Origin of the sequence: Streptomyces sp. NPDC055966 (assembly GCF_042269865.1) — a bacterium.
GTDB lineage: Bacteria > Actinomycetota > Actinomycetes > Streptomycetales > Streptomycetaceae > Streptomyces.
The window spans coordinates 26,042-46,507 of sequence record NZ_JBHJYK010000038.1 but is presented as its reverse complement, the minus strand read 5'-3'; the positions used below and the strand labels follow the sequence as shown (position 1 = coordinate 46,507).

Genomic DNA, 20,466 nt, shown 5'->3' with positions numbered 1-20,466 from the left:
ACGTCATGTCCGCCTACCGAGCATTCGAGGCGACCGGTGTCCACCAGCTCCGGCTCGTCGAGCGCGAGCTGGTCGAACCGGAGCCCGGACACGTCCGCCTCAGGGTGGAGGCATGCGGTGTCTGCCACTCCGACGTACTGGCCGTGGAAGGACTGCGCCCCGACCCCTCACGCCCCGTCGTCCCCGGCCACGAGATCGTCGGCGTGATCGATGCCGTGGGCGCGGGCGTCACGGCCTGGCGGCCCGGCGACCGCGTCGGCGTGGGCTTCCTCAACGGGCACTGCTGGGAGTGCGAACCGTGCCGCCGCGGCGACTTCGTCAACTGCCGCAACCAGGAACAGACCGGCACGACCGTCGACGGCGGATACGCGGAGGTGACGTACGCCCGCGCGAGCGGACTGGTCCGCGTCCCCGACGGCATGCCGGCCATCGAGGCGGCCCCGCTGCTGTGCGCCGGACTGACCACCCTCACCGCGCTCCAGCAGACCCCCACCCCCGCGGGCGCCCTGGTCGCCGTGCAGGGGATCGGCGGACTGGGTCACCTGGCCCTGCAGTACGCCCGCAGCCTCGGACACCGTGTGGCCGCCGTCGCCCGCGGTCAGGAGAAGGAAAAGCTCGCCAGGGAACTGGGCGCCCACGAGTACATCGACAGCACCGGCACCGACCCCGGCACGGCACTGGCCGACCTGGGCGGCGCCTCGGTCATCGTCGCCACGGCATCCAGCGGTACGTCCATGAACCCCCTGGTCCGCGGGCTGGCCCCGGGCGGCACGCTGGTGGTCGTCGGCGCCGGCCCCGACCCGCTGACGGTCGCCACAGCCGACCTGATCTTCGGCACCCGCCGCATCGTCGGCAGCCTGACCGGATCGTCGATCCAGAACGAGGACAACCTCGCCTTCAGCCTCGCCCACGGCATCCGCCCCGCCACCGAGACCATGCCCTTCACCCGGGCCATGGACGCCTACGAACGGATGCTCTCGGGCAAGGCACGCTTCCGCGTCGTCCTGAACATGGACGCCTGACCACGCCACGACCTGCGCCGCCGGGCCGGCGAGTCCGGGCCCGCGCCCCTGGCAATCCCCCTGAGGTTCCCCCATGACCGACATGGTCGACACGACAGAGCACACCAGCACGGCCCCGCGCGGCAGCGGGCCCGCGCGTCCAGCCGCCGACATCGTCTCCGACGCCTACGGTTCCCAAGCGACCCGCGCCGCACGGATCAGGCTGCTGTCCGTCTCCCTCGGCGCCGCCGGCCTCGGCGGGGCCTGGCAGGCTGCGGCAACCACTTTTCCGTCCGCTCTGCAGGTCAGCGACGCGCTGTTCACCGTCAGCGGTCTCATCTGGTTGGTGCTGCTGGCCCAGTACCTGCGCCATGGCGGGACCCGGTGGCGCAACCTGCGCCACGACATGCGTCATCCCGGCGACGGCTTCGCCCTCGCGTACGTCCCCCTCATCGGCATGCTGATCGCGGGCCACTTCTCCCGTTTCGGGCTCACGGGGGCACGCTGGGTCTACGCGATGTTCCTCACCGTGGCCGCCCTGCTCGCCGCACGCCTTCTGGCCCACTGGCTCACAGGTGCCCTGAGCACCACCGCCCTGCACCCGGGCTATCTGCTGCCCCTCTCCTCCGCACCCTTCGTGGCGAGTGCCGTCGCCTCCACGCTCAGGCTGCCCGGCGTCGCCGACGCCGCCTTCGCGGTGGGGCTGCTGTACTGGCTCGCCTTCGGCACCGTCATCCTCGGCAGCCTCGTCACCGGTGGCCCCCTGCCCGGGCCCGCCCGCCCGGCCCTCACCGTCCTGACCATCCCACCGGCGACCGGCGGAATCGCCTGGACCGCCGCTCACAAGGGCGTCTTCGACACCGTCGGCTACGGCTTCGCCGGAACCCTGCTCTTCACCGTCCTCCTCGTCGTCTTCCTCCTGCCCGAGCTGCGCCAGCCCGCGTTCCATCCGGGCCTGTGGATCTTCAGCTTCCCGGTGGCGGCATCCACCAACTTCACCATCCGCTGGATCCACGCGTCCGCGCTCCCCGGAGTGCCGGCCCTCACCGCCATCCTCCTCACCGGTGCGACCTCGGCGCTGGGCCTGCTGGCCGCAGCCACCCTGCGTCACCGGGCCCGGCGAACGCTTCTCAGCTGACCTCCGCTCCGGCGGCGGAGAGACGCATGCCGGAGGCATCGCCTCGTTCCTCCAGCGCCCACCGGCCCGGTCCACCGGCAGGTGCCAGCCTGCGGCACCGGCGTGCGGCCCAGCAGAACCCAACTCCACCCGACCCATGTGCCCTGCCCCACCGAAACGTCCCCAAGGAGCCCTCATGCCAACCCTCGACCGCCAGGACGCCGTCTTCGTTCTCGACCTCGGTGACGGGGAGAACCGCTTCCACCCCGACTGGATCGCCTCGGTCGACGCAGCTCTCGACGAGGTGGAGAAGTCGGAAGGTCCCCGCGCCCTGGTGACCGCTGCGACCGGGAAGTTCTACTCCAACGGTCTGGATCTCGAGTGGCTCGCCGCACACAGCGACGAGCGCGTGGACTACGTCAATTCGGTCCACGGTCTGTTCGCGAGGTTCCTGTCCCTCCCGCTGATCAGCGTTGCCGCACTGCAGGGACACACGTTCGCCGCCGGAGCGATGCTCTCCCTGGCCCACGACTTCCGTCTCATGCGCGCCGACCGGGGCTTCTGGTGCCTGCCCGAGGCAGAGATCAACATCCCCTTCACTCCGGGCATGTCCGCCCTCATCCAGTCCCGGCTGACCCCGCAGACGGCCCAGCACGCCATGGTCTCCGCCCGTCGTTTCGGCGCCCAGGAAGCAGCCGCCGCCGGAATCGTCGATCAGGCCGTGGACGAGGACGCCCTGCGCACCGCCGCCCTCGAACTCGCCGAGGCTCACGCGAGCAAGGCCGGCGACAGCCTCGGAACCATCAAGACGCGCATGTACGCCCCCGTCCTCACCATGCTCCGCGACACGACCAACCCGCTGGGCTGACGCCGTACCGGGGGAAGTCGCCGGACCGGGCGGGGCACGAAGACGGCCAAGCCACCTCCCGGCCGGTGATCGCCACCGCCGGTGAGGCCGACCGGCAGAACTGCTTCACAGTGGTCGGCTCTGGAAGTCCTTCGGGGGTTGATCACGCTGCCAGTGCGACGGAGGATTCTTCGTGGTGACCGACGGTGTGGCTGTCGAGCCCGGTAGATCTCGATTTGGTTCAGCCAGGGCGTGCACGGGGGTGTGGTCCATGACCGTGTTCGGGAACGCTGCAGCCAGCCGGTCGGAGCCGTGTTACCTCAATGGGAGGAGCCGTTGTCGACGATCCAGAAGACGCGCTTGGCGCTGGCATCGGGTTCGGTGCTCATGACCTGGGTGACCAGGTTCGTGAACGGGGTGATGCCAGTGCGTTCTTCGCAGCGGCCGAACATTTTCGCGGCGTTGGCATCGCAGGCGGCTCTTGACCGCGTTGGAGGTGGAATTCGACGACGCGATCGGAGGGACCCGGTGGACGGGACGGCCGCCGCTGCTGACCGACTCCGGGCTCGTCCGCCTTGCCGTGGCGCAAGCCCTGCTCGGCCACCGCTCCGAGGCGCGCTGACTGCGCTTCGCCCGCAAGCACCTGACCGGCATGGTCCCCTACCTCCCTCAACAGTCGGGCTACAACAAGCGGCTGCGAGCGGCGCGGCCCCTGGTCAAGCGGATGATCCGGGAGCTGGCCATGGACAGCGACCTCTGGTTCGACGACCGGGAAGGGCAGTTGAAACGGTCAACCATTCCTGATCTGCGCGCTGACGTCCCGCAGCCGGTCAAGGCCCGGGCCAGGCTGCGCCATGCGGGCGCGCTGCATAGGCGGACTGCCCGGCACAGGACGTCATGGCGGGACCGATCAGGCGACTGGGCTCCTCTGGAAAGGGCGTGTCTGCTGGTCAGGGCCGGTGGTACAACGAGGTGCATGTCGTCAGCAGTCGCACTGCCCTGCGTCATCGGCGGCGCAGCCGCTTGTCGGTGATGGGCGGGGTGGGGTCGATGTAGAAGTCGTCCGGGTTCACGTCGACGCCGGGCGGAACGATGTCGTCGATCTGGTCGAGGATGTCGTCGCCGAGTTCCACGTCGGCGCCGGTGAGGAGATCGGCGAGTTGCTCGGGGCGGCGGGGGCCGATCAGTACGGAAGTGACCGCGGGGTGGGAGCGGACGAAGGCGACGGCGAGGTGGGCGAGCGGCAGTCCGGCTTCGGCGGCCAGTGCGGTGAGCTTCTGGACGGCGTCTGCCTTGGCCTGCACGCCGGGCTGGGAGAGGTCGAACATCTTCGCCCCGAGCCCTGCGTTGCGGTGCCCCGTGGTGGGGTCGGTGCGGCCGGAGAGCCAGCCGGAGTTGAGCGGGCCGAAGGTCAGCACACCCATGCCGTGCCGCTGGGCGGTGGGCAGCACGCGGCTCTCGATGCCGCGGGTGAGGATGGAGTACGGGGACTGCTCGGTGCGCAAGCGGTGGTGGCCGCGGCGCTGGGCCGTCCACTGGGCCTCCACGGTTTCCTCGGGCGCGAAGAAGGAGCCGCCGATGGCCCGGACCTTCCCCGCACGGACCAGGTCCGACAGGGTGGCGAGGGTTTCGTCGATGTCGGTGTCGGGGTCCGGGCGGTGCATCTGGTAGAGGTCGATGTGGTCGGTGTCCAGTCGGCGCAGGCTGTCCTCGACCGCGCGCCGGATCCAGCGGGCCGAGCCGCCGCGCCGGTTGGCGTCGTCTCCCATGGGCAGCCCGAACTTGGTGGCCAGCACGACCTCTTCGCGGCGGCCCTTGAGCGCCTTGCCCACGATCACCTCCGACTCCCCGCCGGAGTAGACATCCGCGGTGTCGATGAGGTTGATGCCGGCGTCGAGCGCGGTGTGGATCATGCCGATGCACATGTCGTGGTCGGTGTTGCCCATGGCGCCGAACATCATCGCGCCGAGTGCGTACTCACTCACCGACATGCCGGTGCCGCCGAGAATCCTGCGCTTCATCGCAGATCGCCTCCTGGATTTGTGGTGCTGTGCTGCCAGCCAAACACGGCCGTCGGCCGAGGTGAGAAGCCTGATCCGACCAGGGGTCCAGCAGGGCCCCCCTCGCGGCTCCGCGCCGGGGTCTGCCGGATCTACCGTGGTGCCATGGGTCAGGAGCTGAATGCGGAGCTACGGGAATTCCTTCGCTCACGCCGTGCGAAGATCACCCCCGAGGAGGCGGGCCTGCCGCCGCATCCCGGCACCCGGCGGGTGCCCGGACTGCGGCGCGAGGAGGTCGCCCAGCTCGCCGGCGTAAGCGTGGACTACTACATCCGCCTTGAGCGCGGGCGCCACGCCGGCGTCTCGGAGGCGGTCCTCGCCGCTATCGCGCGCGCCCTTCGACTGAACGATCTTGAGCGCGCGCACCTCTTCCGGATCGCGCGCCCGTCCCGTTCCCGTCCGCGCCCGCTGCCGCCGCAGCGTGTCCGTCCCGGCCTGCGGCTGCTGGTGGACACGCTCACGGACGTCCCGGTCCTGGTCCTGGGGCGGCGTCTGGACGTGCTGGCCAGCAACCACCTCGCCCGCGCCCTCTATACCGACTTCGAGACACTGCCCGCACGCGGACGCAACATGGCCCGGCTCATCTTCCTCGACGAGCAGGTGCGCACGCTCCACGCCGACTGGGAGGACGGCGCCCGCGGAGCGGTGGCGTCCCTGCGCCTGTACGCCGGACGCTACCCTCACGATCCCGCCCTGGCCGACCTCGTCGGTGAACTCTCCCTCCGCGACCCCGACTTCCGCCGCTGGTGGGCCGATCACGACGTCTTCCAGCGCACTCACGGCACCAAGCACTACCACCACGCCCTCGTCGGCGACCTCGTCCTGGGCTACGAGTCCTTCACCGCCACCGACGACCCCGACCAGACCCTCGGCATCTACACCGCCGAACCGGGCTCCCCCTCCGCAGACCGCCTGAGGCTCCTCGCCAGCTGGAGCGCTCCCGCGCACCAGTCTGGCCACTCCCAGGTTCCGCCGAATGGCTGAGCTCGGACACCTGGCGCCCGAGCATCGCATAGTCGTCACACTCAGTCCTCGTGCGTGCCGTCAGGGCGGCGCGGCCGGGGGCGCCGCGCAGGGCTACTCGGGTAGGCCGCGGCTGAGCGGGACGCAGATGGCCCGGTTCGAGCAGGAGTTGAAGCGCTGGCCGCTGGTACACGGGTGGGCGGATCAGTGGTGGACGCTCGCGCGGATCAAGACGGTGATCGGCCGGTCGTTGCACGTCTCTTACACGGTGGAGGGCACCCGGCGGCTGCTGCGGCAGCAGCGGTTGGTCGTGGCAGCAGCCGGCCCGGCGGGCGATCGAGCGCGACAAGGGAGGGGTGGAGGTGTGGGAGCAGGAGGTGTGGCCGCGGGTGAGATCATCGCGGCGGAGCGCGACGCCCGGGTGGTCTTCGAGGATCAGGCCGGGCAGTCGATGATCCCGCCGCGTGCGAGGAGCTGGGGTCGCGGAGGCTGTACGCCGGTGGTGCGGGGGCGCGGCCGGGGCCCAGGTCGGGTGTCCATGGCCGGACGACGTGCTCCAAAGCGAGGGAATGGTCCCGGTTGTTCTGTCCGGTCCGCGAGTACCGGGAGGCGTCAGAGCCGCCGAAAGGGATCGGCTGGCGGGACCCGCGCGATCTGCTGGTACGGGAGCACATCCAGCTGGGTGGCTCGATCGTGCTGGTCTGGGACAACCTGCGCCTGCACCCGGCTGATCCGCTGTGCACGTTCTTCGGCACGCACGTCGACTGGCTCACCGTCCTCCAACTCTCCAGCCACGCACCTGCCTTGAGTCCGCAGGACAGAGTGTGGTCGCTCGTGAAGCAGGATCCGGGTCACAGCGGCCGCACCTGATCGACGTTCGCCTCGCCGGCACCGGCCTCACCCTCGAAAGCTGACCAGATGGCCGGATGAGCCTGGACGGTGTTGTGCGACCGCACGAGCCGGTTCACTCGGCCGGATTGGTCCGCGCGCGTCGGTCCGGCACGGCGGGGAGTATGGGAAAGCCATCGGCCGGCTGTCTGAAGGACATGTCACGGAGTAGTACCCGCTGATCCGAGCCAGGGGGGCGTGGCCAGCCCCATCATGACCTTTTCGATCAGGAGACCACTGCGATGCCTTCGTCCCAGACCAAACGGATGACGATCGGCGACTTCCTGCTCCGCCGCATGGCGGAGGCCGGGATCGGCCACGTGTTCGGCGTCCCGGGTGACTACAACCTCGAACTGCTCCAGCAGATGCACGATGGCGGCGCGATGGAGTGGGTCGGCAACTGCAACGAGCTCAACGCGTCCTACGCGGCTGACGGATACGCGCGACTCAAGGGCATGGGCGCGTTCCTGGTCACCAACGCCGTGGGCGCGATGAGCGCGATCAACGGGGTCGCCGGATGCTACGCCGAGCACGTCCCGGTCGTCGCCGTCTGCGGATCGATCCCGCTCAGGTCGATCGAGCGGAATCTGGGCATGCACCACACGATGGCCGACGGCACCTGGGACCGTTTCCTCAGCGCCTTCTCGCAGGTTACGGCGGCCCAGGTCAGGCTGACGCCGCGCAATGCGGCGATGGAGATCGACCGGTTGATCTCGACCGCGTGGCGGGAGAAGCTCCCGGTCTACATGGAGGTGCCCTCCGACATCGCCTACCTGGAGATCGAGGTCCCGACCGAACCGCTGGTACTTGAGCAGCCGCCGAGCGATCCCGAGCGGCTGCGCTCCTGTGTCGCCACGGTCGCGAGCTTCCTGTCCGGGGCGAAGTCGGCGGCGATGCTCGTGGACCTGGACGTCGACCGGTTCGGTGTCGCGGCGGAGGTGACGGAGCTGGCCGAGAAGCTGAGGCTGCCGATCGCGGCGTGCAGCACTGCCAAGGCGGTGATCAACGAGACCTTGCCCAACTACGTGGGCATTTACAACGGCAGGGCGAGCGCGCCGGAGACGATCGAGGCGGTCGAGGGCAGCGAGCGCCTGCTGACCATCGGCTATCGGCCGATCGAGGTGACCACCGGCGACTTCTCGGCCAAGCTGCCCGCCGAGTCCATCCACCTGCGCAGCCACTCGGCCGACGTCGGCGTCGCGAACTTCCAGGCGGTGAACCTCAAGGACGTTCTGCGCGGTGTCATCGACGCCGTCTCGCCGGTCGCCGAGCGCACCATCCGCAAGCCCGCGGCGCCGAAGCCGCATGCGGCAGACGGCTCCGCGAAGCTCACCCAGACGGCGTACTGGAAGGCGGTGCAGGAGTACGTCAAGCCCGGCGACGTACTCCTGGTCGACAACGGCACCTCGTACGCGCTGTTCGGCGTCGAACTGCCGGAGAGCTGCACGTTCGTCGGCTCGGTCAACTGGGGTTCCATCGGCTTCTCGGTCGGGGCGCTGCTCGGCACGCTGACCGCTGCGCCGCAGCGCCGCCACCTGCTGTTCGTGGGCGACGGCTCCTTCCAGGAGGCCGCGCAGGAGCTGTCGACCATCATGCGACACGACCACAAGCCCGTGGTTCTGCTGATCAACAACGGCGGATACACCATCGAGCGCGGCTACCTCGGTCGGGACGAGCGCTACAACGACATCGCCGCCTGGGCGTACGCGGAACTGCCCAAGGTGCTGTGCCCGGACACCACGGCGCGCTCCTTCGTCGTGAAGACCCCCGACGACCTGCGCAAAGCCATGAGCGCACCCAACGACAAGATGATCTTCATCGAGTCGGTCATGGACCCCCACGACATCCCCGCCCCGATCGCTGCCAGCAGCAACCACGGAGCCGACGTCGACTACGGGCCCCGCGGCCCGCACCACCGCGACGGCGCCCAGCTCCTGTAACCCGCAACCAGGCGCGGTCGCTCGTGAAGCGGCATCTGGGAAACCTCACAGCGGCCGACCTCCGCCAGATCATCCGAGCCGTCAAACGCAAGCGCAGGTCGCCGGACGCGGTGGGTGGCCGATCATGCGGGAACCGCTTCGCAGGGCACGCGCGTCTTGCCGGTGACGCGTTGAAGGCATAGCGGTGCCCGAGGTCGAGGTGTGCAGAATTTGATCTCCATCCGACCGGGAAGTGGCCCACTTCCGGCCCGGGCGCAGAACGGGGTGCCCGTTCCTCCGTCCCCCGGCCCCGGCGGCCCGGAACAGTTCCGGGACTGGCCCGCGCTGCTCGGGCTCCTCGGCCGTCTGCCCGGCGGCGTACTGCTTCTCCTGTCACCGGTTCTGCTGTTGCTGACTCCCGTGATGGGGCTGTACCGCCTCGCCCGCAGCGCCCGCCGCGTCGCCTGGCGCCTGTTCCTCCGTGGCGCAGGCTCCGACTCGGTGCGCGATCCGGACGTGGCGCGCGTCGAGAGGCTCCGAACCTACGCGGCGATCGCGGTGTCACTCGCGGATGTCGTGGCCTTCGGCTCGGCGCAGGACATACGCGACTCGATCACGGACCGCTGGGGCGCGCTCCAGTCCACACCGTGGCTGCTCATCGTCAGCGCGCCGGTCGTCTTCACGGTCTTCGTCTGGAGTGCGTCTCCCGGCCGCCACCCCACGATGTGGGCCGCCGTGCGTGCTCCATTGCGCCAACTCGGCTTGTTCGTCGGCACGTTGCTGCTCATCGTCGTACTGGCTCGATTGCTGGAGCGTGGCCTACCCCTCCCGGCCGGGCGGCTCTGCGGGTACCTGGCTGTCCCTCGCGTTCCTGGCGGAAGTCGTGTGGGCGGTGTTCCTGTTCCTGCTCGCCCCTGCCTCAGTCGCGCGAACCGGCTTCGGCGCGGCCGCGGTTCACCCCGCGGCCGCGCCTGTGCTCGCCACCTTCCTGGTCTGGACGTTCGCGGCCACAGCGAAGCTGCCCAGCGGACCGATGGAGCGGCTGAAACCTCGCCCGCGCGGAACACCGCCGTTGTCGTACGACATGTGCGTGCAGGCGGCGGGGCCCAGGGCTGCCGCACGGACGGCGAGTTGGGTCTGCGGCGCGAACGACGTCGCGGACGGTTTCCCGCCTGGCCCCGGTGAGGTCAGCGGGTGAGGGAGACGGCGAAGGGCGCAAAGCCGTGCCGGCGCAGGACGTGGGGCACCACCAGGACCATGGCCTCGGTGGCGCGGGCCGTGGTGATGCCGCCGAGGTCCTCGATCCATGTGCTCTGCCAGCCGAGGTCGCCGAGCAGACCGGTGACGGTCTTCTTCGCGTCCTCGTCGTCGCCCGAGACGTAGACGGTCGGCGGGGTGGCCAGGGTTTCGGGGGCGGTCATGACCATGAACAGCATGGTGTTGAGGGTCTTGACCACGCGGGTGTCGGGCAGGGCGGCCTGGAGTTGCTCGGCGAGGCTGCTGCCGGGGTAGACGAGGTCGCCGGGCAGGCCGTCGTCGGCGTCGCGGGTGGCGTTGGAGACGTCGACGAGGATCTTTCCGGCGAGTTCGGCTCGCAGGTCGGTGAGACGGTCCAGAGTGCTGTCGCCGGGTGTCGCGTTGATGACGACGTCCGCGGTGCGGACAGCGGTGCGCTGGTCGGCGAAGGAGACGCGGGGGCCCGCGTCTTCGGCGGGCTGTGCGGTCTCCTCCTTCTGGCTCCGGCGGCCGAGCACGACGTGGTGTCCGGTCGCGGCGAGTTTGCCGGCGAGGTTGGCGCCGACGCGGCCGGCGCCCAGGATGCCGATGCTGGTCATGAGGCGATGCTCCTTGCGGTGTCGGGTGGCACGAAGGGAGGGATGCAGGCCGCTGCGCGGTCAGGCGATCGGCTTGAGAACCGTGAGGGCGGGGGTGTGGATGCCGGGGGCGGCGGCCAGGAAGTCGCGGCTGCCGGTGCTCCAGGGTTCGCCCGCCAGGTCGGTGACGGTGCCTCCGGCTTCCAGGACCAGCAGGGCGCCGGCGACCAGGCCGGAGCGGACGTCGGAGAACTGCCAGAAGGCGTCCATGCGTCCGGCGGCGACGTGGATGAGCTGCATCGTGGCGGGCACGGACACCCGTACGACAAGGCCGTTGACGAGCATGGCGGTGACCGACTCGCCGATGCGGCGGAAGGTGTCCATGTCCTCGCCGGGCTTGGCCTGGCCGGTGCCCACGAGTGCGGCGGCCAACTCGGTCTTGGCGGACACCTTGAGGGGCCGGTCGTTGAGCTGGGCGCCGTGGCCCGCGACGGCGGTGTAGGTGTCGCCGGTCAGCGGCAGGTGGACGACGGTGAGGACCGGCTGGTTGTCGCGGACCAGAGTGGCCGTGACGGCCCAGTCCGGCATGCCGTGGACGTGGTTGATGTTGCCCTCGGCCGGGTCGACGACCCACCATTCCCCGGCCGGGAGCGCGCCTCCGGCCAGTTCGTCGTCGGCCCAGTGCGATCCTCGCCGGGCCCGCAGGAGCGGTTCGCGCAGCACGTCGAGCACCGCGTCGTCGTTGGCGTGGATCTCGTCGACGACCTCGTTCAGACTCACGCCTCGGGCGTGCGTGGTGTAACGGTCGCGCAGCGTGCGGCCGGCGGTCTTCACCGCGGCGGTCACGTCGGACATGAGCGGCGCGTCGGCGTCGAACGGCATGGCTGTGCTCATGACGGGCTCCTGGGGTTCGGTCGGTAACGGGGCGGCTTGGCCCGCGCCCGCACTTCGAAGGTAGGCGGCCCGATGATTAACAACAAGTGCATGCTTTTCACTCGTAGAGTTACTCTCATGCAACTGGATCTGAACCTGCTCACGGCCCTGGACGCGCTGCTGGAGGAGGGCAGTGTCGCCGGGGCAGCGGCCCGCCTCCATGTCACCGCACCGGCGATGAGCCGCTCCCTGGGCCGCATCCGCAAGGCCACCGGTGACCAGATCCTGGTCCGCACCGGCCGCAGCATGGTCCCCACCACCCGCGCACTGGCCATGCGAGCCCAAGTCCACGCCCTCGTCCAGCAAGCCCACCACCTTCTGGCCGAGCAAGCGGAACTCGATCTGTCGGCTCTGGAGCGGGTGTTCACGGTGCGCTGGCACGACGCCCTCACCGCCGCCTGCGCAAGCGCCCTGATCACCGCCGTCCACCACCAGGCCCCCGGCGTCCAGCTGCGCCTGCCCGCCGAGCCCGGCACAGACACCCCCGAGCTGCGCCGGGGCGAGGTCGACCTCGAATCGAGCTCCAGCCGGCCGACGCTCCCCGACATCCGCCACCGCCTCGTCGGCCGGGACCACCTGGTCGTCGCCGTCCGTCCCGGACATCCGCTCACCGAAGGCCCGCTGAGCGTCGAGCGCTACGCGGCCGCCGAACACCTCACCGTCTCGCGCCGTGGACGCCTGCGCGACCCGATCGACGACGCCCTGACCACGCTCGGCCACGAACGCCACGTCGTCGCCGCCGGGCCCACCGCCGCGCTCGCACTGCAACTCGCCCTCGACACAGACCTGGTGGTCACCCTTCCCGAGGCGGTCACCCGCACGGCACGGGAGCAGCTCGGCCTGATCACCCTGCCGCTGCCGCTCCAACTGCCCGACGTCCCGCTGTACCTGCTGTGGCACCAGCGCTACGACGACGACCGCGCCCACACCTGGCTGCGCGACCTGGCCGCCGAAACCGTCCGGGCACTCTTCACGCCACCGCCGCCCGCCTCCCGGCCGGCGGGAGCCCACGGCAAGCCGGGCCGATGAACTCCCGATCGGTCAACCGCGGATCGTTCCGTTCACTCGACTGGGCGCCTTCACGAGGTCGAGCAGCAACAGCGTGTGCGCATCCGGCGGGCTCTCGCCGTGGCAGACGGCCCGCAGGTGGCCCATCAGAGCAGCGCCGACGCGTGAGTTCGGGTGGTGGCTCGGCCTCCTGAGAATCGTGTCGTGTCCGGGGCTCGGCAGACCGTGCTCGACAAGAGCGTCACGGTGCAGTGGGGGGGCCGTGTGGGAGCCGAGTTCACCGAGCTCGGCCACCGCACAGCCCGTCTCCGTCCGCCGGACCTCGTGCACCGTGCCGGAACTCCGGTACGAGAGCAGGACGAACTCCTCGGGCAGCGACAGGTACTGTCCTCGCCCGCGACCGCGATTCCGCCCGAGCGCCGCGGCCTCGCGCCGTCGGCCGCCTCACGCTCGCCGCTCGCGACCAGCTGACGGGCAGTCACTTGGCCGCGAATATCGCAGTGCGTGATCGGCGGCTGTGCCTGCACTGTGCGGCGATGCGCGTAGAGGCAGGACGTTGGACTGGGTGCTCAGGTGCGGGGGCGGCTGGCGAGCCACCAGCACAGGCCGGCGAGGGGGAGTTCGACGGCCGCGGCGAGGAGGAGGGAGAGCGGCAGGTCGTGCGAGGTGCTGGTGGTGACGTCGAACCATGCGTCGACGCAGAGCATGGCGGCGCTGGCAGCGGCGTGCGGAGGGACGCGGTCGCGCCGGCGGGGACGCAGGGCGTAGGCACCGGTACGGGCGAGCTGGCCGAGGAGGAAGACGTCGAAGCCGACCCAGGCCATGCGGTAGTGCTCGGAGAGCTGGCGTCCCGGCAGGGAGAGGGAGAGGTAGACGATCCAGGGCAGAAGGATCGCGCTCAGGGCCAGATAGAGCGGTCCGACCCAGCGTGGGAGCCCGGAGCGGGTCGGCGTCGGGGGTGTCGTCGGTGGTGTCGTCGGGTGGGTGGTCACGTGCTCGTTCCGGGCTCGGCGTAGCCGTGGGTGTAGGCGTAGCGGATGGCCTGGGCGCGGTCGCGGCTTCCGGTCTTGGTGAAGATGCGGTTGATGTGGGTCTTGACGGTGGCTTCGCTGACGACGAGTTGGCGGGCGATCTCCCGGTTGGAGCGGCCTTCGGCGATCAGGCGCAGTACGTCCGCCTCGCGGGCGGTGAGATCGTCCGGGGCGGAGTCGGCGGGTGTGGCCGGGGCGGGTGTGCCGGTGGCGGCGGCGAGCAGGGTGCGCTGTACGGCGGGGTCGAGGACGGCCTGACCCGCTGCGGCGGCCTTGACGGCACGTTCGATGTCGGCGCGGGTGGCGGCCTTGGTCAGGTAGCCGAGGGCGCCGGCCTGGAGGGCGCCGAGGATGGAGGTGTCGTCCTCGTAGGTGGTCAGCACCACGACGCGGATGTCCGGACGGTCGGCGAGGATGCGGGTGGTGGCTTCGATGCCGTCGCAGTGCGGCATGTTGAGGTCCATGAGCACCACGTCCGGCTGGAGGTCGCGGGCGAGCGCGGCGGCGGCGTTGCCGTCCTCGGCCTGGCCGACGACCTCGACACCCGGGAGAGTGTCCAGCAGCAGCGCCAGTCCTTCCCGGACGGCGGCCTGGTCGTCGACGACGAGGACTCGAATGGGCGAGGTGGTACCGGTCACCTGGGAATTGTGACGCACACCCGCCAGGTGTTGTCCATGACTTCGGTGTGAAGGGTGCCGCCTGCCAGCAGGGCGCGCTCGCGCAGCCCGGTCAGTCCGTAGCCGGCTCCGCTGGCGCCGAGGGGCCGGGGAGCGGCGGCGTCGGGCAGTGGGTTGGCGGCGGTGAGCGTGGTGTGGTCCTCGGCATAGACGAGGGTGAGCGTGACGGGCTGGCCGGGGGCGTGTTTGGCCGCGTTGGTGACCGCCTCCTGTGCGGTGCGCAGCACTGCGAGGGTGGCGTCCGGCTCCAGTCGGCGGACGGTGCCCTGGACCTGGAGGCGCACGGCCGGGGCGGTGCCGTCCTGCTCGGGCCCGGTGGTCAGGCGGGCCAGTAGCTCAGGCAGGAGTGCGCTGTCCTCGCGCAGGGCATGGACGGCGCGGCGGGTCTCGGTCAGCCCCGCGCGGGCGAGGTCGCCGGCCCGGCCGACACATCCGAGGGCCTTGCCCAGGGCGGGGTCCTCGCTGGTTGCCGGGCTTTTCTGCAGCAGTGCCTGCGCGGCTTCGAGTTGCATGGACAGGGCACCGAGGGAGTGGGCGAGGATGTCGTGGATCTCGCGGGCGATCCGGGTGCGCTCGTGCAGGACGGCGGCCTGGGCCTCGGCCTGTTGGGCGCGGCGGGTCTGTTCCAGCAGGGCTTCGGCCTGGTCGGCGCGCTCGACGTAGCCGAGACGGATGAAGCCCGTCCCCAGACCGGCACCGATGAGCACCAGGTAGCCGAGCATCACCGCCGTACCCCCGCCGACCACGATGGTGGTCACGGCGAGGGCGAGTGACGCGGCCACGGCGATCGCGATGGATGTCTCGGGGGCCAGGGCCGCCGCCGCGACCATCGCCCCCACGGGCGCCGCGGCGATGCCGGGCGAGTGCGGGGACAGTCCGCCCAGGGCACCCCCGCCCAGCGCCGTCGCGGCGAGCGCCGTGGTCAGCAGTCGCTGCCGGTGCTCCGCGGCGATCCACAGCAGCCACCCGCCCGCCGTCACTCCCAGCGCGCAGGAGATCGCCAGTCCCCGGCCGCGCCAGCCGGCGGGTGGATGAGCGTGCGCGGTGGCGGCGAGCAGGGCCGCCAGACCGGCGAGCCGCATGACGCGGATGCCCCACAGATAGGCAGGCCGGTCGCGAAGCGCGGGGACGGCGGCGGGCATGCGGACTCCCGGAACAGGCAGGCGAGCGCCGGCCGGGCCGGACAGCTCGGGTTGGGCCTGACGCGATAAACGGACCCTACCGCGCCCCGCATCAATGCCATCAGTGCTGGTGCCGGGCCGCAGGGGCACCACCCGGCACGGGGAAAAGACGGTGGCGCCTGCCGTCCACGCACCCGGCGACCACCGGCGGCGTCAACCCGGTCTCCACCCGCGCTCCACCACCAGGCTGACGCGACCGCCCCGGCCGCGTACCTAGCGTGGAAACCAGTCAGGCACCCCAAACAACGCCCACCGAAAGCGAGTTCAGCAATGCTGATCGGTCTCCTCGTCCGTCTCGTCAAGGCACTCAAGCGCCGCGGCTGATCCCCGCTCCGCCCCGCCCGTACCCGTCCCGGACTTTCCATGCTGTGAAGGGAGAAACGCCATGCTGATCGGCCTCGTCGTCCGTCTCGTCAAGCGCCTCACCTCCCGTGGTTGAGCGACCGCCCTCGGACCACCACACCCAGCGCCCCCGGGATCCGCTCCCAGGGGCGCTCGCGTATGCGCCACCACCCAACCGAGAGGGCATTCACGCAGCTCAGCGGCATCAACCCGGACTCCACCCGGCACCCACCCACAGACCGACGAACCGACCCCGCCCCCGCTCGTAGCGTCGAAGACGTCAGCCCGTCCCCGGCACCACCACACCGCGAAGGACCCGCCATGAACGCCAGCGTCTGGATCGTCAACCTCGCCGTCCTGACCACCGTGCTCCACGCCGACCTCGGCTACAAGAAGATCGCCTGGCTCCGCCTCGCCCGCCCGATCCTGCTCGCCGCGGCGGTCGTGCCGATCTTCGCCAAGAACATCGCCACCCACGGCAACGGCCTCACCCTGGAGATCATCGGCCTGGCCGCCGGCCTGCTGCTCGGTCTGCTCGCCGCCGCACTGCTCAAGGTCCGCTACGACGAAGACCACAAGGCCCCCTTCTCCACCGGCCGCGCCCCCTACGCCGCGCTGTGGACCGTCGTCATCGGCGCCCGGCTGCTGTTCGCGTACGCCTCCGTGCACATCTTCCCCGCCCAGCTCGGCCGCTGGATGCTCACGCACCGCATCACCGGCGACGCCCTCACCGACGCGCTGATCTTCCTGGCCATCGGCATGCTGGTCGCCCGCACCACCGCCCTCCTCGCCAAGGGCACCCGCGCCACCCGCGCCCACCTCACTGACACCACCAGCGCGCCCACCCAGCAGTACGACGCGGCCTGACGCCGCACGGCACACACGCCGGTCCCCGGCGGGGCACCGTCCCCGCCCTCCGCGCGACCGACAAGGCGCGAGCGAGAGCCAAGGCAAGGAGCCCCAGCGACTGCGCCTGCGTGACATCGCCTATGCGAGAGACCCGGCCAGGGGCAAGGCATTGCGAGACAGGGCCGGCGCTGATGTGTGAGGGGATCATCCACACGGTGCGGAAACACCGCGTCACCCATCTCCTGGGTGACTTCTTCGTCGATGACCGCGGAGCTGCCCGCCTCCGGTCGGCGCCGGGACGACCCGGCTGGCACAGGGCGTCGACCGGCATCCCTCACCGCAGGTACCGGGGACGCGCTCGGGCAATCGCTGGAGCTGGACGCCGACGCCTCGGCATGCATGAGCGCGCTCGCCGCCCTGGATCCCGTACGGCGTTCGGAGACCGAGGTCGCCCCGGACGTGCACCAACTGCTCGACACGTGGGTGGACGGCCCGGCGTACGTGCGCAACCGGCGGTTCGACATGCTGGCCGTGAACAAGCGGGCCCGCGCACTTGCCCCGATGTATGAACCCGGGCACAACCTGGCCCGGGACATGTTCCTTTCCTCTGAGGTCCGTCAACTGCTCGCGGAATGACCGGAGATCGCCGCGCAGACCGCGACGCGGCCCTGCGCGAGGATGCCGACCCGCGTGAGACCGGGACCGCGCGGCTCGTCGCCGAGCTGAAGGCGGACGAGGACTTCCGCCGTCTGCGGGCGCGGCACGACGCGCGGCCCTCCCGCGACGGCTCTCGCCCGACTTGCCCGAGGCCACGGGCCGACGGAAGCATCCTCTCCAGCGCGGCTGTGCAAGCCTCCTCCGGTCTCCCCCGGCAGCAAGCTCGGAACCGGCGGCCGGCGCGTCACCGCGACCGGCACCTGGTCATGACGGTGCCGGACAACAAGGCGTCGCGCGTGTCGTCGGAGGCATGGCTGCTCACACCGAGGTCGGCGTGGCTTCGCACGCAGTGCCTCCCCGTCCGGTCGCGCGAACAACTCCTGTGGCGGGTGGCGTTCTTGAGGACGATGACCTGCCGGCCGGCCGCGGCGAACGTGCATCGCAGCTTGTCCGCGGCGATGCCGGGGTGGCCCCCAGTGCTGCGGGGCTGCGCGGCTGTGGGGAAGCGGGCGAACTGCCAGGTCGCGGACAGTGTCCATGCCGCCACCGACACGGCATCGTGTCCGCCGGACCGGCAGTTGCATCTGCCCCGGGAGTGGACGGACGAGCCGGACCGCTGCCGCAGAGCCGGAGTCCCCAAGGGCACGGACCATCAGGGTGCAAGACCTTCGGTGTCCGCATACGTGCCGGGTCGCTGAACAAGATCGGAGCCCTTGAGCCCGTCGGGGCCGCATGGCAGGCTCGTGCTCCGTGATCGATGCATTGATGAAGGACTACCTCCACGGCGAACTCCGAGTGTTGCGCGAAGCGATGCTCTGGAAGCTCGACGGGCTCGGCGAGTACGACGTCCGCCGCCCTCTGGCCTCCACGGGTACCAACCTTCTCGGCCTGGTCAAGCACCTGTCGGTCTGGGAGTCCAGGTACTTCGGCGAAGCCTTCGACCGGCCGTTCGCCGAACCGCTGCCCCGGTGGGACGACGCCGGGGAACGCGGCGCCGACATGTGGGCGACCGAGCACGAGACGCGTGAGGAGATCATCGATCGCTACCGTCGTGTATGGGAGCACGCGGACGCGACGATCACGGCCCTCGCCATCGACTCCCCCGGCCACGTGCCCTGGTGGCCACGCCCCGACGTGAAGCTGTTCAACGTCCTGGTCCACATGCTCACCGAGACCAGCCGGCACGCCGGACACGCCGACATCCTGCGCGAGCGGCTCGACAACTCGACAGGGACGACAGCTGAATACGCGCTCCCGCAGGACGATCCGGCCTTCTGGGAAGCCCACTGCGCGAAGATCGAGCGAGCCGCCGCAGCAGCCGTCGCCAGGGCCGACCGCGTCGGTTCCGCCAACGCGTCGGCGGATCTTTAGCGCGTGATGCGCAGGGGCCGTGATCAGATCCTGTTCCGCGCGCTGTACGACGCCGTGGCCGCTGCCGAGGTCTTGTCCGGTTCCGCACCAACGTATGAGGGGGGCTGCTGAAGCCGGCAGTCAGTCGCGGGGGCGGAGGCTGGCTTCTTCGAGGTCGAGTTCGTACTGGATCCGGCGCCGGGTGTCGTGGCTGATCTTGTTCGCTTGGTAGAGGCGCTGGAGTTCGGCCGCCTCGATGGCGATGAGTGTGCGGCGTATCTCGCGGTAGGCGTCGGCGGGGCGGGCGTCCGGGTCGCTGTAGTGGGCGTCTTCGACCTGGTGGATGCGGGCTTCCAGATGACGACGGGCCTGTTTGAGCGCGCCCTGTGCGGCGGTGCCCAGATCGGCGAGGTGTTCCGGATCGCCGAGCAGTTTGAGCTCGTCGAGAGCGGCGCGGGCGATGTGCCGGCGGGTCCGGGCCTCCTCGCGGGCGGTGTGCTCGGGTTCCAGTGCGATGCCGGAGCGGCGGACGACGGGGGCCAGGGTGAAGCCCTGGAAGACGAGAGTGACCGCGACGGTGCCCGTGGTGAGCGTGAGGATGAGCGCCCGGTGCGGCAGCGGCGCCCCCGTGTGCGTGGCCAGCGGGATGGACAGCGCGGCTGCCAGCGGCATGACGCCTCGGGTGCCCGCCCAGGACAGGACGGCCGGGACCCGCCACGACAGGCGGTTGTCGCCCTGCCCGTGCCGGTGGTGGATCAGGGCGGACAGCGGGAAGATCCACAGCAGGCGGATCGCCAGCAGGGTGAAGGCGATCACCGGCACCCACAGCGGCCAGCCGTGCTCGTCGCGCGCGAGATGACGGACGGCCGAGGGGAGCTCAAGGCCGATCAGGGCGAAGACGACGCTCTCCAGCAGGAAGGTCACGGTGTCGTAGACGGCGCGGACCTGGAGGCGGACGGAGGCGTCGCCGAGCTTGTGGCGCGTGCTGCCGAGGACGACCCCCGACACGATGACGGCGGTCACGCCGGACGTGTGCGACTGCTCCGCGATGACGTAGGAGGCGTAAGGGCTGACCAATGCGATGACGGTCTCCAGCATGGGGTCGTCGGTCCGTCTGCGGATCAGGGTCACAACTGCGGCGAGCGCCGCCCCGATGAGGGCTCCTCCGCCTGCCAGGATGAGGAACTGCAGGGCGGTCCCGGGCACGCTGATGGCGCTGCCGGACACCGCGGTGGCCACGGCGACCTTGTACAGGACCAGGGAGGTGGCGTCGTTGAACAGGCTTTCCGCCTGCACCATGGCCTGCACACGCGGTGGGAGAGACAGACGCCGGCCGAGCGCGGTCACGGCCACGGGGTCGGTGCTGGCCAGGACGGAGCCGAGGATGAACGCGGTCGCGGCGGTGAGCGGGGTGATCGCATGAGCCACGTACCCGACGGCGACGGCCGAGACGAGGACCAGGCCGAAGACCAGGCCGGTCACGGGCCGCCACACGGTACGCAGGTCGCGGACGGAGATCTCCCCGGCCGAGGCGTAGAGCAGCGGTGGCAGGACCAGCACGTTGATCACGTGAGGCGGCAGGCGGACCTCGGGAACCCAGGGCATCAGTCCCACGACCAGGCCCGCGACCACGAGGAGCGAGGGGGCGGGCAGGCTCCAGCGCCGGGCACCTGTCGCCACGGCGGTGGCCAGGACCACCAGCAGCAGGACGACGATCAGGCCGGTCATGGAGCGTCCCCGGTGAGTTACATCTTGTGGTCCCCCTGTGACCAGGTGCTTTATCAACGTAACCGACATACCGCGGTGACGCAGCCGATGGTCGGGCCGCT

General features: G+C 70.6%; 24 protein-coding genes and 1 pseudogene. 14 read left to right on the top strand and 11 right to left on the bottom strand.

Going from position 1 to position 20,466, the window contains the following annotated elements; translation table 11 throughout:
- The first annotated feature begins 5 nt into the window (after positions 1-5).
- The 3 genes from ACFC8N_RS45535 to ACFC8N_RS45525 all read left to right on the top strand — a co-directional run bounded on the left by ACFC8N_RS45535 (position 6) and on the right by ACFC8N_RS45525 (position 2,986).
- On the top strand, positions 6-1,022 hold the full coding sequence (locus ACFC8N_RS45535; protein ID WP_376295547.1) for an alcohol dehydrogenase catalytic domain-containing protein: 1,017 nt from the start codon (positions 6-8) through the stop codon (positions 1,020-1,022).
- A gap of 73 nt (positions 1,023-1,095) precedes the next feature.
- Positions 1,096-2,139, top strand: coding sequence for a hypothetical protein (locus ACFC8N_RS45530; protein ID WP_376295545.1), 1,044 nt, complete (start codon positions 1,096-1,098; stop codon positions 2,137-2,139).
- A gap of 175 nt (positions 2,140-2,314) precedes the next feature.
- Positions 2,315-2,986: an enoyl-CoA hydratase-related protein gene (locus ACFC8N_RS45525; RefSeq protein WP_376295544.1), complete on the top strand. Its 672-nt coding sequence runs from the start codon at positions 2,315-2,317 to the stop codon at positions 2,984-2,986.
- Between the two features lie 299 nt (positions 2,987-3,285).
- On the opposite strand, the gene ACFC8N_RS45520 is transcribed toward ACFC8N_RS45525, so the two are convergent.
- Positions 3,286-3,417 carry a hypothetical protein gene (locus tag ACFC8N_RS45520; protein ID WP_376295543.1) on the bottom strand — a complete coding sequence of 44 codons (132 nt, stop codon included), beginning with the start codon at positions 3,415-3,417 and terminating at the stop codon, positions 3,286-3,288.
- 44 nt (positions 3,418-3,461) lie between these two features.
- Here ACFC8N_RS45520 and ACFC8N_RS45515 point away from each other — a divergent pair, with 44 nt between their 5' ends.
- Positions 3,462-3,587, top strand: coding sequence for a hypothetical protein (locus ACFC8N_RS45515; RefSeq protein ID WP_376295541.1), 126 nt, complete (start codon positions 3,462-3,464; stop codon positions 3,585-3,587).
- Between the two features lie 382 nt (positions 3,588-3,969).
- Here ACFC8N_RS45515 and ACFC8N_RS45510 read toward each other — a convergent pair whose 3' ends face one another.
- Positions 3,970-4,986: an aldo/keto reductase gene (locus ACFC8N_RS45510; protein WP_376295540.1), complete on the bottom strand. Its 1,017-nt coding sequence runs from the start codon at positions 4,984-4,986 to the stop codon at positions 3,970-3,972.
- 144 nt (positions 4,987-5,130) lie between these two features.
- Here ACFC8N_RS45510 and ACFC8N_RS45505 point away from each other — a divergent pair, with 144 nt between their 5' ends.
- From ACFC8N_RS45505 to ACFC8N_RS45495, 3 genes are all read left to right on the top strand, one after another.
- Positions 5,131-6,009, top strand: coding sequence for a helix-turn-helix transcriptional regulator (locus tag ACFC8N_RS45505; RefSeq protein WP_376295539.1), 879 nt, complete (start codon positions 5,131-5,133; stop codon positions 6,007-6,009).
- 558 nt (positions 6,010-6,567) lie between these two features.
- Positions 6,568-6,858: a hypothetical protein gene (locus tag ACFC8N_RS45500; RefSeq protein ID WP_376295538.1), complete on the top strand. Its 291-nt coding sequence runs from the start codon at positions 6,568-6,570 to the stop codon at positions 6,856-6,858.
- A 260-nt stretch (positions 6,859-7,118) separates the two neighbouring features.
- A complete protein-coding gene (locus ACFC8N_RS45495) occupies positions 7,119-8,816 on the top strand; it encodes an alpha-keto acid decarboxylase family protein (protein WP_376295536.1) in 1,698 nt (565 codons plus the stop codon).
- Between the two features lie 521 nt (positions 8,817-9,337).
- On the opposite strand, the gene ACFC8N_RS45490 is transcribed toward ACFC8N_RS45495, so the two are convergent.
- On the bottom strand, positions 9,338-9,583 hold the full coding sequence (locus tag ACFC8N_RS45490; RefSeq protein ID WP_376295535.1) for a hypothetical protein: 246 nt from the start codon (positions 9,581-9,583) through the stop codon (positions 9,338-9,340).
- 26 nt (positions 9,584-9,609) lie between these two features.
- Here ACFC8N_RS45490 and ACFC8N_RS45485 point away from each other — a divergent pair, with 26 nt between their 5' ends.
- Positions 9,610-9,993: a hypothetical protein gene (locus ACFC8N_RS45485; RefSeq protein WP_376295534.1), complete on the top strand. Its 384-nt coding sequence runs from the start codon at positions 9,610-9,612 to the stop codon at positions 9,991-9,993.
- Here ACFC8N_RS45485 and ACFC8N_RS45480 read toward each other — a convergent pair.
- Both ACFC8N_RS45480 and ACFC8N_RS45475 read right to left on the bottom strand, forming a co-directional pair.
- Entirely contained in the window at positions 9,983-10,630 is a 648-nt protein-coding gene (locus ACFC8N_RS45480; RefSeq protein WP_356040079.1) for an NAD(P)-binding domain-containing protein, read from the bottom strand. The genes ACFC8N_RS45485 and ACFC8N_RS45480 overlap by 11 nt on opposite strands.
- 60 nt (positions 10,631-10,690) lie before the next feature.
- Positions 10,691-11,503 carry an inositol monophosphatase family protein gene (locus ACFC8N_RS45475; RefSeq protein ID WP_376295533.1) on the bottom strand — a complete coding sequence of 271 codons (813 nt, stop codon included), beginning with the start codon at positions 11,501-11,503 and terminating at the stop codon, positions 10,691-10,693.
- Positions 11,504-11,620: 117 nt separating this feature from the next.
- On the opposite strand from ACFC8N_RS45475, the gene ACFC8N_RS45470 reads away from it, so the two are divergent.
- Positions 11,621-12,571, top strand: coding sequence for a LysR family transcriptional regulator (locus ACFC8N_RS45470; protein ID WP_356040084.1), 951 nt, complete (start codon positions 11,621-11,623; stop codon positions 12,569-12,571).
- 183 nt (positions 12,572-12,754) lie between these two features.
- On the top strand, positions 12,755-13,021 hold the full coding sequence (locus ACFC8N_RS45465) for a hypothetical protein (RefSeq protein ID WP_376295532.1): 267 nt from the start codon (positions 12,755-12,757) through the stop codon (positions 13,019-13,021).
- Between the two features lie 98 nt (positions 13,022-13,119).
- Here the strand turns inward: ACFC8N_RS45465 and ACFC8N_RS45460 are convergent, their stop codons facing one another.
- Genes ACFC8N_RS45460 through ACFC8N_RS45450 form a run of 3 tightly spaced genes read right to left on the bottom strand, consistent with a single transcriptional unit; the run spans position 13,120 to position 15,400 of the window.
- Positions 13,120-13,542: a hypothetical protein gene (locus tag ACFC8N_RS45460; RefSeq protein WP_356040090.1), complete on the bottom strand. Its 423-nt coding sequence runs from the start codon at positions 13,540-13,542 to the stop codon at positions 13,120-13,122.
- Positions 13,539-14,219: a response regulator transcription factor gene (locus ACFC8N_RS45455; RefSeq protein ID WP_356040093.1), complete on the bottom strand. Its 681-nt coding sequence runs from the start codon at positions 14,217-14,219 to the stop codon at positions 13,539-13,541. Before ACFC8N_RS45455 ends, ACFC8N_RS45460 begins: the two co-directional genes overlap by 4 nt.
- Positions 14,216-15,400, bottom strand: a complete 1,185-nt coding sequence (locus ACFC8N_RS45450; protein ID WP_376295529.1) for a sensor histidine kinase — start codon at positions 15,398-15,400, stop codon at positions 14,216-14,218. Before ACFC8N_RS45450 ends, ACFC8N_RS45455 begins: the two co-directional genes overlap by 4 nt.
- Before the next feature lie 702 nt (positions 15,401-16,102).
- On the opposite strand from ACFC8N_RS45450, the gene ACFC8N_RS45445 reads away from it, so the two are divergent.
- Positions 16,103-16,648: a hypothetical protein gene (locus ACFC8N_RS45445; RefSeq protein WP_356040098.1), complete on the top strand. Its 546-nt coding sequence runs from the start codon at positions 16,103-16,105 to the stop codon at positions 16,646-16,648.
- Positions 16,649-16,876: 228 nt separating this feature from the next.
- Positions 16,877-17,266, top strand: a complete 390-nt coding sequence (locus ACFC8N_RS45440) for a hypothetical protein (RefSeq protein ID WP_376295527.1) — start codon at positions 16,877-16,879, stop codon at positions 17,264-17,266.
- Here ACFC8N_RS45440 and ACFC8N_RS45435 read toward each other — a convergent pair.
- Together ACFC8N_RS45435 and ACFC8N_RS45430 are read right to left on the bottom strand one after the other, a co-directional pair.
- Positions 17,248-17,394, bottom strand: coding sequence for a hypothetical protein (locus tag ACFC8N_RS45435; RefSeq protein WP_376295526.1), 147 nt, complete (start codon positions 17,392-17,394; stop codon positions 17,248-17,250). The genes ACFC8N_RS45440 and ACFC8N_RS45435 overlap by 19 nt on opposite strands.
- A 137-nt stretch (positions 17,395-17,531) precedes the next feature.
- Positions 17,532-17,834: a hypothetical protein gene (locus ACFC8N_RS45430; protein WP_376295559.1), complete on the bottom strand. Its 303-nt coding sequence runs from the start codon at positions 17,832-17,834 to the stop codon at positions 17,532-17,534.
- Here ACFC8N_RS45430 and ACFC8N_RS45425 point away from each other — a divergent pair.
- Together ACFC8N_RS45425 and ACFC8N_RS45420 are read left to right on the top strand one after the other, a co-directional pair.
- Positions 17,776-17,940 (top strand): annotated as a pseudogene (locus ACFC8N_RS45425) (transposase); the annotation flags it as partial. The gene ACFC8N_RS45430 and the pseudogene ACFC8N_RS45425 sit on opposite strands and share 59 nt — an antisense overlap.
- 97 nt (positions 17,941-18,037) lie before the next feature.
- The gene (locus tag ACFC8N_RS45420; RefSeq protein WP_376295525.1) at positions 18,038-18,658 is read left to right on the top strand and encodes a DinB family protein; all 621 of its coding nucleotides are present in this window, start codon (positions 18,038-18,040) and stop codon (positions 18,656-18,658) included.
- Positions 18,659-18,778: 120 nt separating this feature from the next.
- Here the strand turns inward: ACFC8N_RS45420 and ACFC8N_RS45415 are convergent, their stop codons facing one another.
- Positions 18,779-20,365, bottom strand: coding sequence for a Na+/H+ antiporter (locus ACFC8N_RS45415; protein ID WP_376295523.1), 1,587 nt, complete (start codon positions 20,363-20,365; stop codon positions 18,779-18,781).
- Positions 20,366-20,466 lie beyond the last annotated feature (101 nt).

Coding starts and splice junctions, on each gene's coding strand:
- ACFC8N_RS45535 (WP_376295547.1), top strand. CDS start 6: ATGTCCGCCTACCGAGCATTCGAGGCGACCGGTGTCCACCAGCTCCGG.
- ACFC8N_RS45530 (WP_376295545.1), top strand. CDS start 1,096: ATGACCGACATGGTCGACACGACAGAGCACACCAGCACGGCCCCGCGC.
- ACFC8N_RS45525 (WP_376295544.1), top strand. CDS start 2,315: ATGCCAACCCTCGACCGCCAGGACGCCGTCTTCGTTCTCGACCTCGGT.
- ACFC8N_RS45520 (WP_376295543.1), bottom strand. CDS start 3,417: ATGTTCGGCCGCTGCGAAGAACGCACTGGCATCACCCCGTTCACGAAC.
- ACFC8N_RS45510 (WP_376295540.1), bottom strand. CDS start 4,986: ATGAAGCGCAGGATTCTCGGCGGCACCGGCATGTCGGTGAGTGAGTAC.
- ACFC8N_RS45505 (WP_376295539.1), top strand. CDS start 5,131: ATGGGTCAGGAGCTGAATGCGGAGCTACGGGAATTCCTTCGCTCACGC.
- ACFC8N_RS45495 (WP_376295536.1), top strand. CDS start 7,119: ATGCCTTCGTCCCAGACCAAACGGATGACGATCGGCGACTTCCTGCTC.
- ACFC8N_RS45490 (WP_376295535.1), bottom strand. CDS start 9,583: ATGAGCAGCAACGTGCCGACGAACAAGCCGAGTTGGCGCAATGGAGCA.
- ACFC8N_RS45480 (WP_356040079.1), bottom strand. CDS start 10,630: ATGACCAGCATCGGCATCCTGGGCGCCGGCCGCGTCGGCGCCAACCTC.
- ACFC8N_RS45475 (WP_376295533.1), bottom strand. CDS start 11,503: ATGAGCACAGCCATGCCGTTCGACGCCGACGCGCCGCTCATGTCCGAC.
- ACFC8N_RS45470 (WP_356040084.1), top strand. CDS start 11,621: ATGCAACTGGATCTGAACCTGCTCACGGCCCTGGACGCGCTGCTGGAG.
- ACFC8N_RS45450 (WP_376295529.1), bottom strand. CDS start 15,400: ATGCCCGCCGCCGTCCCCGCGCTTCGCGACCGGCCTGCCTATCTGTGG.
- ACFC8N_RS45445 (WP_356040098.1), top strand. CDS start 16,103: ATGAACGCCAGCGTCTGGATCGTCAACCTCGCCGTCCTGACCACCGTG.
- ACFC8N_RS45415 (WP_376295523.1), bottom strand. CDS start 20,365: ATGACCGGCCTGATCGTCGTCCTGCTGCTGGTGGTCCTGGCCACCGCC.